The sequence below is a fragment of the Sulfitobacter sp. PR48 genome (assembly GCF_028807335.1).
Lineage (GTDB): Bacteria > Pseudomonadota > Alphaproteobacteria > Rhodobacterales > Rhodobacteraceae > Sulfitobacter.
The window spans coordinates 17,463-34,208 of record NZ_JARAMM010000019.1; the positions used below are offsets into that span (position 1 = coordinate 17,463).

Consider the following 16,746-nt stretch of genomic DNA (forward strand, 5'->3'; position numbering starts at 1 on the left):
TTCATACCTGATCTTGCCCGGCGTGCAAGAGGGAATTGCCGCCCCGGACATGGGGATCAGCCGTTTGACCGCGGGCCGCCGCCATTGCCCCTGCTGGCGGCCATCGAATCACGCAGCTTTGTCAGCCGTGCCACCAGCGGCTCGATCCGGTCCAGCTTGTCCCGGTTCAGGGACCTCAGCCGGTAGGCGGTGGTCAGCACCGCCGGGATCGCATCGAAGTCCTGTTCCGCGGTCAGCGCCAGATCCGGCAGCACGCGTGGCCTCGGTGCGGGCGGTGTGTCCTCCGCCGGTGCCTCGGGGGCGGCTTGCGGCCCGTCGGCCTCTGCGGCGGGCGCGTCGCTTTCCCCGGATGCCGGTGGCGGCGGGTTGTCGGAGGGATCGGCCGGGGCGCTTTCCAGCGGGCGGCGCAGAAAGGCGGGCAGGGCCTGTCTTTCTTCGGCGGCGGGTGCCTCAGGCTCCCGCGCTTCGGTTTCCGGTGCTGCCCCGGGGGCATCGGCCTGCCGGATCGCTACCGGCTCCTCCGCTGCAGATTCGTCTTCCGGATCCTCGACATCCTCGGCCATCGGGGCCTCGGGGATCGGCGCGGGGTCTTCGGCGGGTCGGGCCTCAATCCCGTCGGGCTCAGGCGCGCCTTGCGGTGCAGCGGCGGGGGTATCAGGCGCTGCTTCGGGCGCTGGTGCAGCGGGGGCTTCCGGGGCGGCGCTGGCCTGTTCATCCTCTGCCGGGGCATCCGGAGCACTGGCGGCCGCCGATGGCGCTTCTTCACCCGCATCATCAGCGGGTTCAGAGGTGAAATCCTCTTCTTCTTCAACCGCTTCCGGGTCGTTCTTCACGTTCTTTTCAGCCGCCGGTTCAAAGCTGAGGACAACCCCTGTTTCCGGTTCGACCGCTGCAGCCGGGGGCGGCGGCGCGGCAGTTTCCGGCGTGTCGTCGATCTGGGAGGCGGTCAGCTCATCCAGCGGTGCGGACATGGCCGCGACATGATTCATGCCTTCCTCGCGGAGGATCTTCTGAACGCCCTTGATGGTCAGCCCGTCGTCATGCAGCAGCTTCTTGATGCCGCCCAGCAATTGCATGTCGCCGGGGCGATAATACCGCCGTCCGCCCGCCCGCTTGATCGGTTTGACCTGCGTGAACTTGCTTTCCCAGAACCGCAGGACATGGGCCTGTATGCCCAGCCAGTCGGCCACTTCGGAAATGGTGCGGAAGGCGTCGGGCGATTTGGCCATGAGATCAGGACTTGTTGCCGTCTGCGACGCGGTCTTTCATCAGATGGGAGGGGCGGAAGGTCAGGACACGGCGCGGGTTGATCGGCACTTCTTCTCCGGTCTTGGGATTGCGGCCGACGCGGGCGGTCTTGTCACGGACCGAGAAGGTGCCAAAAGACGAGATCTTGACCTGTTCGCCAGCGACCAGCGCGTCGGACATATGCTCCAATACGGATTCGACAAGTTGCGCGCTTTCGTTGCGCGACAGACCCACTTCGCGAAAGACAGCTTCGCTCAGATCCATGCGCGTCAAAGTCTTGTTTGACATTCAATCCCCCATTTATTTTCAGCAACTTTGGCGGCACTGGAATAGGGAGTCAATATCAATGACTTGCAGGGCGCTGTTTCGGCGGAAATTTCCGCCCCGATAACAGGTGCTTACCACCTGAGAACCACGGCGCCCCAGGCCAGGCCGCCGCCGATCGCCTCGGTCACCAGCAGGTCGCCCTGCTTGATCTGGCCCCGGTCGCGGCCCACGGAGAGCGCCAGCGGGATGGAGGCCGCCGAGGTGTTGCCGTGATCCTGGACCGTTACCACCACTTGCGACATCGGCAGGTTCAGCTTGTTCGCGGTGCCCTGGATGATGCGGATATTGGCCTGATGCGGCACAATCCAATCCACGTCTTCGGGGGTCACGCCGGCCCGTTCCATCGCGGTGGTGGCGGTGGCGGCCAGCTTGCCGACCGCGTGGCGGAACACCTGATTGCCCTGCATCCGCAGATAGCCGACAGTGCCCGTGCTGGTGCCGCCATCGACATAGAGCAGGTCGCGGTGCCGCCCGTCGGAGTTCAGATCGGTCGAGAGGATGCCACGGTCCTGCGCGGTGCCCTCGCCACTTTGCGCTTCAAGCAGCACGGCACCCGCGCCATCACCAAAAAGCACGCAGGTCGACCGGTCGGTCCAGTCCATGATCCGGCTGAAGGTTTCCGCCCCGATCACCAGAACCCGCGTCGCCTGACCCGAAAGGATCAGCGCATTGGCATTGGCCAGGGCAAAGACGAAACCGGCACAGACCGCCTGCACGTCAAAGGCAAAGCCCTTTGTCATGCCCAGCTGCGCCTGCACCATGGTCGCGGCGGAGGGGAAGGTAAGATCGGGGGTGGAGGTTGCCAGGATGATGGCATCGACGTCATCCGCACCGAGCCCTGCGTCGTCCAGCGCCGCCCGGGCGGCGGCTGTGGCCATCTGCGAGGTGGTCTCCCCCTCGGCCGCGAAATGGCGGCGTTCGATGCCCGACCGCGATCTGATCCATTCGTCATTGGTGTCCAGCGTGGCTTCGAACTCGGAATTCTCGACAATCCGCGAAGGCAGGTAGTGGCCGCAGCCAATGACAACAGATCGGGTATTCATATGGGCGTCTCTTCGGTCGGCAGCGTGGCGGCGACGCGCGCGGCAAGTTTGTCGTTGAAACGGCTTTCGGAAAGCTGCGCCGCCAGTTTGATGGCTGCCGACACGCCGGTTGCATCCGCAGAGCCGTGCGATTTGACCACCGTGCCATTGAGGCCGAGGAACACGCCGCCATTCACGCGGCGCGGGTCGATCCTGCGGCGCAGGCGCATCAGCGAGGTATAGGCCAGCAGCGAGGCCAGCCGCGACAGGGGCGAATATTTGAAGGCTTCGCGCAGGCGGTTGCCGATCATGTTGGCAGTGCCTTCGCCGGTCTTGATCGCGACATTGCCGGTGAAACCGTCGGTCACGATCACATCCGCCGCATCGCCGGAGATATCGCCGCCCTCGACGAAACCGACAAATTCGAACCCGGCCTGATCGCGCTGGTCGCGAATCAGATCATAGGCTTCCTTCAGCTCGGCGCGTCCCTTGTGTTCCTCGGTGCCGACATTCAGCAGTCCGACACGGGGGCGGGCGATGTCCATGCCGTTGCGGGCATAAGAGGTGCCCATCAGGGCAAAGCGCAGCAGGTCGTCGGCATCGGCACGCACATCCGCGCCCACATCCAGCATCACGTTGAACCCCTGCGGATTGGACGAGGGGTAGAGCACGGCAATGGCCGGACGGTTCACACCGGGCAGTTTCTTGAGGCGGATCATCGACAGCGCCATCAGCGCGCCGGTATTGCCGCAGGAGACCGCCACGGCGGCCTCGCCCGTGCGCACGGCTTCGATCGCGGACCACATGGAGGTATCCTTGCCGGTGCGTACCACCTGGCTCGGCTTGTCCTTCATGGTCACGACGTCAGTCGCATGCCTGATTTCGCAGCGGCCCTCCAGCTCGCGCCGCCTGGCGACAAGCGCAGTGAGCTGCGCCTCGTCCCCGTGCAGGATAAAGGCGATATCGGGATTGAGCTTTGCAGACAGAGAACACCCGGCAACAACGGCTGCCGGGCCTTCATCACCCCCCATGGCGTCCACGGATATCAGGGTGCGTCCGGCCTTCGCTGCGGTATGATCGGTCGGGGCCGTCATGGGTGCGAATGCCTTTTTATGATCTGAAAATGGGCAGCGCCGGCTCAGGCCGCGTCGTCTTCCAGTTCGATCTCGTCTGTCAGGGCGACCACCTCTGCATCATCGTAGTGACCGCAGGCGGCACAGATGTGGTGGGGACGCTTCAGTTCACCGCAGTTGGAACATTCGTTCGGGTTCGCAGCGGAGAGCGAATCGTGCGCACGGCGGTTGTTGCGGCGCGACTTGGAAACTTTATTCTGCTGGACAGCCATGTCTGGTGCCTTTGTCGGTTCGGGGCTGTGCATCATGGGCGCAAACAGCCGTGTTTCAATCGACCCCTCATCGGGCGTGACGCCGCTTTAGGCGAGAGGCCCTGCATTGTCCAACCTTAATTGGGGTGAGGGCGGCAAAATACCCGGAAAATGTCGCGATGCAAGCAGGTATTTCCGGTTGCGCCACACCAATCTCAGGGCCACTCCGGCTGCGGCCCTCAGGGGTCTTCCTTGTTCAGCTTTGCCTTCAGACCGGCCAGCCCGGCAAAGGGTTTGGCGTCATCATCCGTCATCGGGGCCTGACCGGGTTCGGTATAGACGATCTGCACCGGTTCCGCCCCCTCCGCCCGGGGATAATCCGGCACCGCCAGCGCCAGCGCTTCGCGCATCACAATGGCGGGATCAATCCACTGGCCAAGCGGTTCGACGGTGTCATCCTCGGGCATTTCCGCCTCCGGCTCCTCGGGATCTTCGAAGGCAGTCACGAACTGGCGGGTCACATCCGTGTCAATGCGGGTGGTGACGGGGGCCAGGGTGACGACGCAGGGCTGCACCACGGTGGCACCCAGCCTGCCGGTCAGTTGCCAGTCGCTGCGGCCCAGCGGGCTGATCTGCCCGTCGAAGCTGAGTTTGCGCAGCGCGCTGAGGTCGAGGTCGGCCGCGATCTGCTCCAGCATGGCCTTGTCGGGGCGCAGGGCAAAGCCGTTCTCGGCGCTCTGCGACAGCTCCGAGACGCGGATGGCGGTGTCACTTGGGGGCTTGGGGGACATGGGGGGCCTGTTTTCGTTTCTTGAACCTGAGGGGGTCCATGGTGTATGCGAAATAAAGCCAGACCAAACAAGGGCAAGAGGGCAGGACAGATGCACAGGACCAACAAAGCCGGCATGATGGCATTGGCGTTTGCCGGGATCGTCGCCCTGGGCGCATGTTCACCGCAGTACCGCAACCATGGCTATGTCCCCCCGGAGGAAGACCTGCAGCAGATCCAGGTCGGCGCGGATACCAAGGAAACCGTGGCCGAAAAGATCGGCGTGCCTGCCTCCTCCGGTGTGCTGACCAACTCCGGCTATTATTACGTGCGGATGCGCACCCGCACCCTTGGCCCGCTGGCCTCAAAGGAGATCGACCGCCAGGTGGTCGCGATCAGCTTCTCTGAACAGGGTGTGGTGCAGAACGTCGAACGCTTCGGTCTGGAAAAGGGGCAGGTGGTGCCGCTGACCCAGCGTGTCACCTCCTCGCCGGTAAGCGACAAATCCTTCATCCGGCAGCTTCTGGGCAACATCGGGCGCTTTAACCCGGCCGGTCTGGCGGGCTGACATCATGGTGTCATATCCCTTTGGCAGGTGGTGACACAGACCGCGTTGCATAGGGGACATGAACCAGTGATGCATCTGAAAAAGGGAAGATACACCGCCCGCAGCGCCAGCGGCCCCGCCGATCTGGCGGCAGCCCAGCGTCTGCGCGCCTTCTGCTTCGGGCTGCAGGCACCGCTTGATGTGGATGCCTATGACGACCAATGCACCCATGTGCTGATCGAGGACACCTCCAGCGGCACCCTGGTCTGCTGTTACCGGCTGCTGACCCTGCGGGGGGCTGACCTGCCGCAATCCTATGCCGCGCAGTTCTACGAGCTCAGCGCGCTGCAATCCTATGAAGGCCTGATGATGGAGCTGGGACGCTTCTGCGTGCACCCCGACTGGCGCGACCCCGACATCCAGCGTCTGGCCTGGGCGGCAATGACCGAGCTTGTGGACGCGCGTGGGGTGCAGATGCTGTTTGGCTGTTCCTCCTTTGCCGGGACGGAAACCGCAGAGTATCTCGACGCCTTTGCCATGCTGCGCGCCCGCCACCTGGCCCCCAAGCGCTGGCTGCCCCGGGTGAAGGCGCCGGATGTCTTCCGCTTTGCCGCCCGGCTGCGGCGCAAGCCTGACCTGAAGAAAGCGATGCTGCGGATGCCGCCCTTGCTGCGGACCTATCTGATGATGGGCGGCTGGGTCAGCGACCATGCGGTGGTGGACCGCCAGATGAACACGCTGCATGTTTTCACCGGGCTTGAGATCGGCGCGATTCCCGCCGCCCGCAAGCGCCTGTTGCGGGCCTTGGTCTAGGATATTTTTGGCCAAAAAGAGGAGGGGCGTTGATTTCCCCTCAAGGTGACGCTAGCTGCGGCGCATGGCACGTGCACCCCTTCTTCAACTGAATGAAATATCGCTCACCTTCGGGGGGGATCCGGTATTCGAGGACCTGTCTCTGGTCGTGCAGCCCGGCGACCGGGTGGCGCTGGTCGGGCGCAACGGGTCGGGCAAATCGACCCTGATGAAGGTCATGGCCGGTCTGGTCGAGGCCGACAGCGGCGATGTGATCGCGGGGCCGGGCGTTTCCGTGGGTTACATGGAACAGGATCCGGATCTGAGCGGCTTCGACACGCTGGGCGATTTTGCCGCCCATGGGCTGGACCCGGGCGAGATGTACAAGGTGGAACGCGCAGGCGAGGGGCTGAAGTTCGACCCGGCGCGCCCGGTGGCCACCGCTTCGGGCGGCGAACGCCGCCGCGCGGCTCTGGCGCGGCTGATGGCGCAGGCCCCGGAACTGATGCTGCTGGACGAGCCCACCAACCATCTGGACATCGAGGCAATCGGCTGGCTGGAAGAAGAGCTGAAAACCACCCGCACCGCCTTTGTCATCATCAGCCACGACCGTGCCTTCCTGCGCGCGCTGACACGGGCAACCCTGTGGATCGACCGGGGCCAGGTGCGGCGGCAGGAAAAGGGCTTTGGCGATTTCGAAGCCTGGCGTGACCAGATCTGGGAAGAGGAAGACACCCAGCGCCACAAGCTGAACCGCAAGATCAAGGCCGAGGCCCGCTGGGCGGTCGAGGGGATCTCGGCCCGGCGCAAGCGCAACCAGGGCCGGGTGCGTGCCCTGCAGGACCTGCGCGCCGAACGCGCCAGCCAGATCAAACGGCAGGGCACGGCGGCAATGGCGCTGGATGCCGGCCCCAAATCGGGCCGCAAGGTGATCGAGGCGGTAGGCATCGCCAAACACTTTGGCGACAAGGTGATTCTGCGCGACTTTTCCCTCAAGGTGCAGCGCGGTGACCGGATTGCGCTGGTGGGCCCCAACGGGGTGGGCAAGACCACGCTGCTGAACATGCTGATCGGGGCGGAACAGCCGGATGCGGGCAGGGTCACGCTGGGCACCAACCTGGAACTGGCGCTGTTCGATCAGGCCCGGGCACAGCTGGACGGCGACATGTCGCTGTGGGATTCGCTGACCGGCGATCCCGAGATGCGGGTCAGCGGCAAGGCCGATCAGGTGCTGGTGCGCGGCCAGCCGAAACATGTGGTGGGCTACCTCAAGGAATTCCTCTTTGACGAGGCACAGGCCCGTGCGCCGGTGCGCTCGCTCTCGGGCGGTGAAAAGGCGCGGCTGCTGCTGGCGAAACTGATGGCGCGGCCCTCCAACCTGCTGGTGCTGGACGAACCCACCAACGATCTGGATGTGGAAACCCTCGACCTTTTGCAGGAACTGCTGGAAACCTATGACGGTACGGTGATTCTGGTCAGCCACGACCGCGATTTCCTGGACCGCGTCGCCGCCACCACCATCGCGATGGAGGGGGACGGGCGCGCCACGGTCTATGCGGGCGGCTGGACCGATTATCTGTCCCAGCGCGGGCAGGATGATTTTTCGCAAAGCGTGGTCAAACCCAGGGAAGCCCCGGTGCGGGAAAAGACCGCCAAAGCGCAGAAATCCGGCCTGAGCTTTACCGAAAAGCACCGGCTTGAGGCCTTGCCCGCAGAGATCGCACGGCTGGAGGCCGAGATCGGCAAGCTGGAGGCTTTGCTGGCCGATGCAGAGCTCTTCACCCGCGAGCCGGTCAAGTTCAACAAGGCGACGCAAGCCCTTGTGGAACGTCAGGAAAAGCTGTCAGCAGCGGAAGAGGAATGGCTGCTGCTGGAAGACAAGGCAGAGGCCTGACCGCGCCCAGAACGCGGCGACACCGAGGGCGTGAAAGGATCACATCATGGCTTGGCTACTTCTTGTTCTGGCGGCGGTTTTCGAGGTCATGTTCGCAATGGGCATGAAGATGTCACAGGGGTTCACCCGGCTCACGCCGACGCTGGTGACCATCGTGGGGATCATATTCGGCCTGTGGTTCCTGGCCCTTGCGATGAAACAGCTGCCGGTTTCCATCGCCTATCCGGTCTGGACCGCACTTGGCACGCTGGGCACCGTGGCTCTGGGCACGCTGCTGCTGGGCGAGGCGATGACCCCGCTCAAGGCGGTTTCGGTGCTGGCCATCGTCGGCGGCGTGATCGGGCTGAAAATCTCCGGCGGCTGATCAGAGCGGTCGGGCAGGCACGCCCGCTACGGTCAGCCCTGCGGCAACATCCCGGGTGACCACGGCACCGGCCGCCACAATCGCCGCATCGCCAATCGTCACCCCCGGCATGACAATTGCCCCGGCCCCGATCCAGACGTTCCGGCCAATCGTGACCGGCAGGGCAATCTCCTGACCGGCCGCGCGTTTGACCGGATCCTTGTGGTGCTGGGCGCTGAGAATCTGCGCCCCGGGCCCGATCATCGTGTCATCCCCGATCTCCACCCGGGCGCTGTCCAGGATCACGCAATGCGCATTGATGTAGATCCGCGCGCCCAGATGGATGTGACAGCCGTAACTCGCGTGGAAGGGCGCTTCGACCAGGCAGTCGGGGCCTTGTTCGGCAAAGAGCCCCCGCAGCGGTGCGCTCAGCGTCTCGCGCGGCTCTGGGGGGAGGTGGTTGTGCGCGTGGATCGCGCGCCGCGCCGTCTGGCGCAGCACCTCCAGCGCCGGGTCAAGGCAGGAGTACCATTCCCCCGCCGCCATCTTCTCCTGCGCGCTCCGCATCCGCATCAGCGCATCCGCAGCGCGCCGTCCAGGCGGATTACCTCGCCGTTGAGATAGCCCATCTCGACGATGAAACCGGCCAGCCGCCCGTATTCCGCAGGATCGCCCAGCCGCGCGGGGTTTGGCACATCGGCGGCAAGGCCGGCCTGCACCTCTTCCGGCAGACCCGCCAGCATCGGCGTGCGGAAAATGCCCGGCGCGATGGTCATCACGCGGATGCCCTCCTTGGCCAGGTCGCGCGCCATTGGCAGGGTCATGCCCACGATTCCGCCCTTCGAGGCCGCATAGGCCGCCTGGCCCTTCTGCCCGTCAAAGGCGGCGATGGAGGCGGTGTTGATGATCACACCGCGCGCGCCGTCAGGTTCGGGATCGTTCCTTGCCATCGCCTGCGCCGCCAGCCGTGCGATGTTGAAACTGCCCACCAGGTTGATGTCCACGGTGCGCTGGAAATCGCCCAGGGGATGCGGCCCGTCACGGCCCAGCGTCTTGATGCCAAGCGCGATACCGGCGCAGTTCACGGCAACGGTGATCCGGCCCATCTTTTCGGAGGCCAGCGCGATGGCGGCCCTGACCGAATCCTCATCCGTCACATCGGTTTCGGCGAAATGCCCGCCGATGTCGGCAGCGACCTGCGGCCCGCGCGTGGTGTCGCGGTCCAGCAGGGTGACCTGTGCGCCCTGTGCGGCAAAATGGCGTGCCGTGGCCTCGCCCAGGCCGGAGGCCCCTCCGGTGATGATGGCGGCGGTGGTGTCGAGCTGCATGTGGCCCCTCCCGGATATGCAATTGAACAGGGGTTCAGATGATCATGGGCAGCGGCGGCGCGCAAGGGGATGCCAGCGCAGCCATGTGCCGCCGGTCGCACAGGCCCGCGCGCCGCTGCGCAGCTTGAACCGGTTCAGCCCGGGGGTGGCGCTGTGCAGCAGCCCGAGGTCGAGGGTCTCATGACCCTCTGCCGCCAGCCAGTCGCAGGCTGTCATCAGCAGCAGGTTATGGGCATGGCATCTGCGCCCTTCCGGAAAGCTGTGGCCGATGTGATAGCTGGCCCCGGTGCCATGGCGCAGGAACAGCATCTGCGCCACCACCCGCTGCCCGCGCCGTGCGGTGAAGAGCCGGGTCTGCGCGGGGGCCACGGCGGCAAAGGCGCAGGTCAGCGCCAGCGGCCATCCGGCATAGCCGCGCTGCCGCTGTTGCAGCGCCTCTGTCAGCAGCAGCGGATGGTGCGGATCGGCGGGCATCGGCCCATGGGACAGCCGCAGCTCTGCCCGGCGCGCCTTTCGCCATTGGTTGCGCCATTTCGGATGCAGCCGGGCGATGCGCCGCTCCGGATCGGTGCCGAGGTCCAGCAGGGCGATCTGCTGCGCTGCGCGCAGCCGCAGGGCGCGGGGCAGCGGGCAGGGATGCGCAGGCGACAGGATCAGCGGCAGCCGGGCCAGCCCGGCCGCGGCAAGCTGTTCGTTCAGGTCCCGCGGTGGCGCCATACGCGGCAACATCAGGATCGGCAGACCCAGAATGCGCCGCCGCAGGATCATCGCCCCGCCGGGCAGGATCAGCGGCGCAGCCCCACAAAGCCGCAACGCCGCGGCAAAGGCCGGGTCCTGCATCAGGGCAGGCGCGGGCGGGGGCGGTGCATCAACCATGCCCCGATGTGAGCGCGAGAAAGGTTAATAGTGCGTTAGGCCTGGCGGTGGAAAGGCGGCTCTGTTCGCTGCACCACCACCATCCTCACGATGGCGGTGGCGCTGCGCGGCAACAAGCTATCAGCCGATCTGCACCAGCGCATGGCGCTTCTTGCCGGCAGACAGCTTGACCGGGCTGGCCAGCGCCGCGGCATCCAGCATCAGCCCCGCGTTGGTAATCGGCTGATCGTCCAGCCGCGCGCCATTCTCTGCGATCAGGCGCTTGGCTTCCTTGCCGGATCCCGCCAGCCCGGATTTCACGATCAGCTGCACGATGGAGATGCCATCGCCCAGTTCCGCCGCCGTCAGGGTCAGGGTGGGCAGGTCATCGCCCACGCCGCCGCGTTCAAAAACCTCGCGCGCGGTGGCCTCGGCTGCGGCTGCCGCATCGGCGCCGTGCAGCAATGCCGTCACCTCATTGGCCAGCCGCACCTTGGCCTCATTGATCTCGGAACCCGCCAGCGCGCCCAGACGGTCGCATTCATCGACGGGCAGTTCGGTATAGAGCTTGAGGAAACGGCCCACATCCGCATCGGTGGTATTGCGCCAGAACTGCCAGAATTCATAAGGCGACAGCATGTCGCCATTCAGCCAGATCGCACCCGATTGCGACTTGCCCATCTTCTTGCCGTCGCTGGTGGTCAGCAGCGGCGAGGTGAGGCCATAGACCTCCCCCTCGATCACCCGGCGGGTCAGGTCGATCCCGTTGACGATATTGCCCCATTGGTCGCTGCCGCCCATCTGCAGGATGCAACCATAGCGGCGGTGCAGCTCCATGAAATCATAGGCCTGCAGGATCATGTAGTTGAATTCGAGGAAGGAGAGCGATTGCTCCCGGTCCAGCCGCGATTTCACGGATTCGAAACTCAGCATCCGGTTGATGCTGAAATGCCGCCCGATGTCGCGCAGGAAATCGAGGTAGTTCAACCCGTCCAGCCATTCGGCATTGTCGATCATCAGCGCATCCGATGGCCCGTCGCCATAGGTCAGATAGGCGCTGAACACCTTGCGGATGCCCGCGATGTTCTCGGCAATCTGATCCGGCCCCAGCAGCGGGCGTTCATCGGCGCGGAACGAGGGATCGCCCACCTTGGTGGTGCCGCCGCCCATCAGGGTGATCGGCTTGCCGCCGGTCTTCTGCAACCAGCGCAGCATCATGATCTGGATCAGCGAGCCGACGTGCAGGGATTTCGCGGTGGCGTCGAAGCCGATATATCCCGGTTGCCCGCCCTTCAGCAGGGCCTCGTCCAGCCCCTGATAATCGGTGCAATCGGCCAGAAAGCCGCGTTGCATCATCGTGTGGATGAACTCCGATTTGGGGTGATAGGTCATGATGTCTTGCCTCGGGCTGGGATTGCGGGGCATCTATAGGCCCAGCAGGATCAAAGGGAAAGGCCTTGGACGGCAACATGAGCAGGGCCATCGGGAAAACGGGCGTGGTGACGGCGCTGGGGGCGATGTCGGGGACATCGCTGGACGGCGTGGATGCGGCGGTGCTGCGCACCGACGGGCGGCAGATCACCGCCTTCGGCAAGAGCGGCTACCGCGCCTATTCCCCGCAGGAGCGGGCGGTGATCGCGGCCGGTCTGGGCAAATGGGCAGGGCCCGAGGTGCAGGCGGCGGCAGAGGTCGTGGAGGCCGCGCATCTGGAACTGCTGCGCGGTTTCGACAGGGTGGATCTGATCGGTTTTCACGGCCAGACCCTTGCCCATGCGCCACGCGCGCAGGGCACCCTGCAGGTGGGTGACGGCGCGGCACTGGCGCAGGATCTGGGCCTGCCGGTGGTCTGGGATTTCCGCAGTGCCGATGTGCAGCTGGGCGGCGAGGGCGCGCCGCTGGCGCCTTTCTTTCACCACGCCTGCGCGCGCTTTGCGGGCATCGGGGGCCCGGTGGGGTTCCTCAACCTTGGCGGAGTGGGCAATCTGACATGGGTGGATCCGGCGATCGAGGCGCCGGAGGCGGAAGGGGCCTTGCTGGCCTTCGACACCGGGCCCGCCAATGCGCCGCTCAACGACCTGTTGCAGGCGCGGCTGGGGCTGCCCTTTGACGAAGGCGGCAGGATCGCCCGGCGCGGCACGGTGGAAACCGGCGCGCTGGAGCTTTTCCTGGCGGAACCCTATTTCGCGCGCATCCCGCCCAAATCCCTGGACCGCAACGATTTTGCCGAGATGGTGGCGCTGGTCAGCGAGCTGTCCGACGCCGATGCCGCTGCCACGCTGACCGCCATGTGTGCCGCCGGGGTGGCCGAGGCGATGCAGCATTGCCCGCGCCCGCCCGACCGGGTGCTGGTCACCGGCGGCGGGCGGCACAACCCGGTGCTGATGCAGATGCTCAGCGTTTCGCTGGAATGTCCGGTCATGCCGGTGGAGGAGGTAGGGCTGGATGGCGACATGCTGGAGGCCCAGGCCTTTGCCTATCTCGCGGTGCGGGTGGCGCGCGGGCTGCCCACATCCTGCCCCGGCACCACAGGGGTCCGCGCCGCGGTGGGGGGCGGCACGGTCAGCCTGCCGGGGTGATCTGCGCTGGCGTGATCTGCGTCGGCGTGATCCAAAGGTGCGGCTGCGCCGCAAGACATTATGGATTTTCGCGATGGGGTGGATCTTCGCTGCGGGCCCACCATCCCAGGAAGGTCTGGCACCGCCCTTGATTGATCTCTTTCATGGCACCATCCGCCCGCCTTCCCAAGCACAATAGCCGTCTCCCCCTGCGGGGGCCCCTCGGCGATTGTGCTTGGCAATCCGGCCGTCTGGCGCCCTGACGTGCTCAAGCAAGGGCGGCGCCAGACCAGGGATGTCAGCGGGGAATGTCGAAGCCGGGGGGCGCGAGGGTGAAGCCCTCGAACTGGAAGCCGGGAGAGACGGTGCAGCTGACCAGGGTGTAATCGCCGGTGCTGCGCGCGGCCTGCCAGTGGTTTTCCGGCACGATCGCCTGGGGCGCGCCCTGTGACAGATCCGGGGTCAGCAGGTGGTCGCGCGCGGGCCCTGCATCGGTTGCGGACAGCGACAGGACCAGCGGTGCGCCCGCGTGGTAGAGCCAGATCTCGGTTGCATCGACCCGGTGCCAATGGCTGCGCTCGCCCGCCTTCAGCAGGAAATAGATGCAGGTGCCGCTGGGGCGGCCCGCATTCCCGGCCACCCAGGTCTGGCGGTAATGGCCGCCCTCCGGATGCGGGGCAAGTCCGAGCTGCGCGATGATCTGGTCGGCGGTCATGGGCGGCCTCTCAGCTCAGCGGATATTCGAAAAACAGCAGATGGGGCAGGGCATCTTCCGGGAGCGGCTGGTAGGGTCCGCGTGCCTTGAACCCCAGCGCAAGATAGAGCGGGCCCGCCGCGGGCAGGCTGCGCGAGGTGTCGAGCACGACGCGGGTGAAACCATCGGCGCGGGCCTGATCCAGCAGCGCGCGGCAGATCGCCTTGGCCAGCCCCGCGCCGCGCGCGGCCGGGCTGACGAAAACGCGTTTGATCTCGGATGTCTCTGCGTCCAGCGGGTGCGACATGCCGCAGGCGACGGGGCTGCCCTCTGCGGATCTTGCCAGCAGGATCACACCCTTTGGCCGGGCGTGGATCACCGGCAGTTCCGCCATCAGCGCCTCGTATTTGGGCACCGGATAGAAGGTTTCGGTGATGTCCCGGTCTTTCGGCGAATTGGCGACCAGGGTGGCGCGGTAATCCCAGCACAGGGCGACCACCGCCGCGAGGTCAGCGGGGGTGGTCGCCTGAACGATGCTGTAACTCTCAGCCACGCAGGATCGAGCGGCCCGCGTATTCGGCCGTTTCACCCAGCGATTCCTCGATCCGGATCAACTGGTTATACTTTGCCAGCCGGTCGGAGCGCGCGAGGCTGCCGGTCTTGATCTGGCCGCAGTTGGTGGCAACCGCAAGATCGGCGATGGTGGCATCCTCGGTCTCGCCCGAGCGGTGCGACATCACATTGGTGAACCCCGCGCGATGCGCCATCTCGACGGCTTTCAGCGTTTCGGTCAGCGTGCCGATCTGGTTGACCTTGACCAGCATGGAATTGGCCGAGCCGCGCTTGATCCCTTCGGCAAGGCGGGCAGGGTTGGTCACGAAAAGATCGTCGCCCACCAGCTGCACCTTGTCGCCCAGACGCGCGGTCAGCGCCGCCCAGCCGTCCCAGTCATCCTCCGACATGCCATCCTCGATCGAGATGATCGGATAGTCGGCCACCAGGGCGGCGAGGTAATCGACGTTTTCCGCCGAGCTCAGCTTCTTGCCTTCGCCCGCCAGGGTATAGACGCCGGACTGATAATATTCGGTGGCGGCACAATCGAGCGCGAGATACATGTCCTCGCCCGGTCTGTAGCCTGCTTTTTCGATGGATTTCAGAATGAAATCAAGCGCGTCGCGGGTGGAGCTGATGTTGGGGGCAAAGCCGCCCTCATCGCCCACACCGGTGGCCAGACCCGCCGCCGAAAGTTCCTTTTTCAGGGTGTGAAAGACTTCGGCCCCCATGCGCACGGCGTCGCGGATGTTTTCCGCGGCAACCGGCATGATCATGAATTCCTGGATGTCGATGGGGTTGTCGGCATGTTCGCCGCCGTTGATGATGTTCATCATCGGCACCGGCAGAACCCGGGCCGAGGTGCCGCCGACATAGCGGTAAAGCGGTTGCGTGCAGAAATCCGCCGCCGCCTTGGCCGCGGCCAGGGACACGCCCAGGATCGCATTGGCGCCCAGACGGCTCTTGTTCTCGGTGCCGTCCAGCTCGATCATCATCGAGTCGATTTCGACCTGTTCGGTGGCGTCGATGCCCACCAGCGCCTCGGCGATTTCGCCGTTCACGGCGGCGCAGGCCTCCAGCACGCCCTTGCCCATGTAGCGGGCCTTGTCGCCGTCGCGGCGTTCGACCGCCTCATAGGCCCCGGTGGAGGCGCCCGAGGGCACGGCGGCCCGGCCCATGGTGCCATCTTCGAGGATCACGTCGACCTCGACCGTGGGGTTGCCCCGGCTGTCCAGGATTTCGCGGGCATGGATGTCGATGATGGTGCTCATGAGATGTCCTAAGGTAAATGGCTTTGAGCGGGTTTTAGCGGCATGGGGCCGGGATGAAAAGAAGGCTTTGCGGGGGAGCGTCAGCGGGCTGCCCCGCGCGCGCGGACAGGGGGGCGGGATGAGGCAGCGGCTTGCCGGGGATGCGCGGTGCCTGCGGTGCCGTCAAAGGCATGCAAAAAGCCAGCAAATGCCTGCGATGTTTGCCATCCCGAAATGATGACATGTCATTTTTGACATGTCTTCGGTGACATGTCTTGCATGACATGTCGTCCTTTATATCGGCTCTTGCGGGGATCTCGTTCGTTGCGGGCATCTCTTCCCTGGCGGCTCAGGCCGCGGCATCGTCGCGCGCTCAGGGCAGCACGCCAATCCTGCGTTCGCGCCAGACCGTGTAGATGCCCGACAGCACGATCACTGCCGCACCGGTCAATGTCAGCGCATCGGGGCTTTCGCCAAAGACCGTCACGCCGATGACCAGCGCGAACAGCAGCCGCGCATAGCGGAACGGGGTCACGAAACTGACCTGCCCCACGCGCATCGCCGCCACGATGGCATAATAGGCCAGGATGCCGACGCTCATGCCGCTCAGGAAATAGACCCATTCGATCCCGCGTGGCAGCACAAATGCATCACCCTGCGCCGCCATCAGGATCAGCCCCGCCGGGACCACCACGGCGAATCCCAGAAAGCTGAGCTGCATGGTGGAAAAGACCGCCGGGGTGCGCCGGGTCGCCAGATCGCGCATCGCCAGGGCAAAGACCGCGCCCACCGCCAGCAGCGACAGCATCTGGAAACTCTCCATGCCGGGCCGGATGATCAGCAGCACGCCCAGCAGCCCCGCGATGATCGCGCTCCAGCGCCGCCAGCCGACCGCTTCGCCCAGAAACAGCGCCGCCCCCAGGGTGACCACCAGCGGCGTGGCCTGAAGGATCGCCGAGGCGCTGGAAATCGGCGTCAGCACGATGGCAGAGACAAAGCACATCGTGCCGATGATTTCCCCCAGCGCGCGCAGGGCGATGGGCAGGTTCAGCATGTCGCGGCTCAGCGGTTTGCGCCCCTGTGCCACGACAACACCGCCAAAGACCAGCGCGCCGCCAAGGCCCAGCATGACCAGAATCTGCCCGACGCTCAGCGCATCGGCCAGCAGCTTGATGAACATGTCCTCAAAGGCAAAGCCCAGCATCGACAGCACCATCAGTGCCGCGCCGCGAAAATTGTCCATGAT

At 65.3% G+C, this 16,746-nt stretch carries 19 protein-coding genes; 5 read left to right on the forward strand and 14 right to left on the reverse strand.

The window, feature by feature from the left end; all coding sequences use genetic code 11:
* Nucleotides 1-56 precede the first annotated feature (56 nt).
* From PVW51_RS20280 to PVW51_RS20305, 6 genes are all read right to left on the reverse strand, one after another.
* Nucleotides 57-1,229, reverse strand: a complete 1,173-nt coding sequence (locus PVW51_RS20280; protein WP_274577118.1) for a MerR family transcriptional regulator — start codon at nt 1,227-1,229, stop codon at nt 57-59.
* A 4-nt stretch (nt 1,230-1,233) separates the two neighbouring features.
* Nucleotides 1,234-1,536 carry an integration host factor subunit alpha gene (gene ihfA, locus PVW51_RS20285; protein ID WP_114273520.1) on the reverse strand — a complete coding sequence of 101 codons (303 nt, stop codon included), beginning with the start codon at nt 1,534-1,536 and terminating at the stop codon, nt 1,234-1,236.
* Between the two features lie 110 nt (nt 1,537-1,646).
* Complete coding sequence (locus PVW51_RS20290) at nt 1,647-2,618, reverse strand: beta-ketoacyl-ACP synthase III (protein ID WP_269366463.1); 972 nt, start codon at nt 2,616-2,618, stop codon at nt 1,647-1,649.
* Entirely contained in the window at nt 2,615-3,691 is a 1,077-nt protein-coding gene (plsX, locus tag PVW51_RS20295; RefSeq protein WP_114273518.1) for a phosphate acyltransferase PlsX, read from the reverse strand. Before plsX ends, PVW51_RS20290 begins: the two co-directional genes overlap by 4 nt.
* A 44-nt stretch (nt 3,692-3,735) precedes the next feature.
* Nucleotides 3,736-3,942 carry a 50S ribosomal protein L32 gene (rpmF, locus tag PVW51_RS20300; protein WP_114273517.1) on the reverse strand — a complete coding sequence of 69 codons (207 nt, stop codon included), beginning with the start codon at nt 3,940-3,942 and terminating at the stop codon, nt 3,736-3,738.
* Nucleotides 3,943-4,160: 218 nt separating this feature from the next.
* Complete coding sequence (locus PVW51_RS20305) at nt 4,161-4,712, reverse strand: YceD family protein (RefSeq protein ID WP_274577120.1); 552 nt, start codon at nt 4,710-4,712, stop codon at nt 4,161-4,163.
* A gap of 90 nt (nt 4,713-4,802) precedes the next feature.
* Between PVW51_RS20305 and PVW51_RS20310 the strand changes: the two genes are divergently transcribed.
* The 4 genes from PVW51_RS20310 to PVW51_RS20325 all read left to right on the forward strand — a co-directional run bounded on the left by PVW51_RS20310 (nt 4,803) and on the right by PVW51_RS20325 (nt 8,287).
* Nucleotides 4,803-5,258: an outer membrane protein assembly factor BamE gene (locus PVW51_RS20310; RefSeq protein ID WP_269366458.1), complete on the forward strand. Its 456-nt coding sequence runs from the start codon at nt 4,803-4,805 to the stop codon at nt 5,256-5,258.
* 69 nt (nt 5,259-5,327) lie between these two features.
* Complete coding sequence (locus PVW51_RS20315; protein WP_269366456.1) at nt 5,328-6,050, forward strand: GNAT family N-acetyltransferase; 723 nt, start codon at nt 5,328-5,330, stop codon at nt 6,048-6,050.
* 64 nt (nt 6,051-6,114) lie between these two features.
* On the forward strand, nt 6,115-7,923 hold the full coding sequence (locus PVW51_RS20320) for an ABC-F family ATP-binding cassette domain-containing protein (protein WP_274577122.1): 1,809 nt from the start codon (nt 6,115-6,117) through the stop codon (nt 7,921-7,923).
* 46 nt (nt 7,924-7,969) lie between these two features.
* Entirely contained in the window at nt 7,970-8,287 is a 318-nt protein-coding gene (locus PVW51_RS20325) for a DMT family transporter (RefSeq protein ID WP_274577123.1), read from the forward strand.
* Here PVW51_RS20325 and PVW51_RS20330 read toward each other — a convergent pair whose 3' ends face one another.
* The 4 genes from PVW51_RS20330 to tyrS form a co-directional block, all read right to left on the reverse strand.
* Complete coding sequence (locus tag PVW51_RS20330; RefSeq protein WP_274577124.1) at nt 8,288-8,839, reverse strand: sugar O-acetyltransferase; 552 nt, start codon at nt 8,837-8,839, stop codon at nt 8,288-8,290.
* Nucleotides 8,839-9,594 carry a 3-hydroxyacyl-CoA dehydrogenase gene (locus tag PVW51_RS20335; RefSeq protein WP_274577126.1) on the reverse strand — a complete coding sequence of 252 codons (756 nt, stop codon included), beginning with the start codon at nt 9,592-9,594 and terminating at the stop codon, nt 8,839-8,841. The genes PVW51_RS20330 and PVW51_RS20335 overlap by 1 nt, the downstream gene beginning before the upstream one ends.
* A gap of 42 nt (nt 9,595-9,636) precedes the next feature.
* Nucleotides 9,637-10,470 carry a GNAT family N-acetyltransferase gene (locus PVW51_RS20340; protein WP_274577127.1) on the reverse strand — a complete coding sequence of 278 codons (834 nt, stop codon included), beginning with the start codon at nt 10,468-10,470 and terminating at the stop codon, nt 9,637-9,639.
* A 120-nt stretch (nt 10,471-10,590) separates the two neighbouring features.
* Nucleotides 10,591-11,841: a tyrosine--tRNA ligase gene (tyrS, locus tag PVW51_RS20345; protein WP_274577128.1), complete on the reverse strand. Its 1,251-nt coding sequence runs from the start codon at nt 11,839-11,841 to the stop codon at nt 10,591-10,593.
* Nucleotides 11,842-11,918: 77 nt separating this feature from the next.
* On the opposite strand from tyrS, the gene PVW51_RS20350 reads away from it, so the two are divergent.
* The gene (locus PVW51_RS20350) at nt 11,919-13,025 is read left to right on the forward strand and encodes an anhydro-N-acetylmuramic acid kinase (RefSeq protein ID WP_274577130.1); all 1,107 of its coding nucleotides are present in this window, start codon (nt 11,919-11,921) and stop codon (nt 13,023-13,025) included.
* A 277-nt stretch (nt 13,026-13,302) separates the two neighbouring features.
* Here PVW51_RS20350 and PVW51_RS20355 read toward each other — a convergent pair whose 3' ends face one another.
* The 4 genes from PVW51_RS20355 to PVW51_RS20370 form a co-directional block, all read right to left on the reverse strand.
* Nucleotides 13,303-13,719: a cupin domain-containing protein gene (locus tag PVW51_RS20355; RefSeq protein WP_274577132.1), complete on the reverse strand. Its 417-nt coding sequence runs from the start codon at nt 13,717-13,719 to the stop codon at nt 13,303-13,305.
* A gap of 10 nt (nt 13,720-13,729) precedes the next feature.
* A complete protein-coding gene (locus tag PVW51_RS20360; RefSeq protein WP_269366439.1) occupies nt 13,730-14,251 on the reverse strand; it encodes a GNAT family N-acetyltransferase in 522 nt (173 codons plus the stop codon).
* On the reverse strand, nt 14,244-15,521 hold the full coding sequence (gene eno, locus PVW51_RS20365; protein WP_269366437.1) for a phosphopyruvate hydratase: 1,278 nt from the start codon (nt 15,519-15,521) through the stop codon (nt 14,244-14,246). Before eno ends, PVW51_RS20360 begins: the two co-directional genes overlap by 8 nt.
* Before the next feature lie 352 nt (nt 15,522-15,873).
* Nucleotides 15,874-16,743, reverse strand: coding sequence for a DMT family transporter (locus PVW51_RS20370; RefSeq protein WP_274577133.1), 870 nt, complete (start codon nt 16,741-16,743; stop codon nt 15,874-15,876).
* Between the last annotated feature and the right edge of the window lie 3 nt (nt 16,744-16,746).